The 333-nt window shown below is 56.2% G+C and carries 1 rRNA gene; it reads left to right on the top strand.

The window, feature by feature from the left end:
• Positions 1–333 (top strand): 16S ribosomal RNA (locus DXK94_RS19735); the annotation flags it as partial.

Genomic DNA, 333 nt, shown 5'->3' with positions numbered 1-333 from the left:
GAACGCTGGCGGCGTGCTTAACACATGCAAGTCGAACGATGATCCGGTGCTTGCACCGGGGATTAGTGGCGAACGGGTGAGTAACACGTGAGTAACCTGCCCTTAACTCTGGGATAAGCCTGGGAAACTGGGTCTAATACCGGATATGACTGATCATCGCATGGTGGTTGGTGGAAAGCTTTATTGTGGTTTTGGATGGACTCGCGGCCTATCAGCTTGTTGGTGAGGTAATGGCTTACCAAGGCGACGACGGGTAGCCGGCCTGAGAGGGTGACCGGCCACACTGGGACTGAGACACGGCCCAGACTCCTACGGGAGGCAGCAGTGGGGAAT

Origin of the sequence: Arthrobacter sp. RT-1, from assembly GCF_003367205.1 — a bacterium.
Lineage (GTDB): Bacteria > Actinomycetota > Actinomycetes > Actinomycetales > Micrococcaceae > Arthrobacter.
The sequence above is the reverse complement of the archived record's forward strand: the minus strand, read 5'-3'. Positions and strand labels throughout refer to the sequence as shown.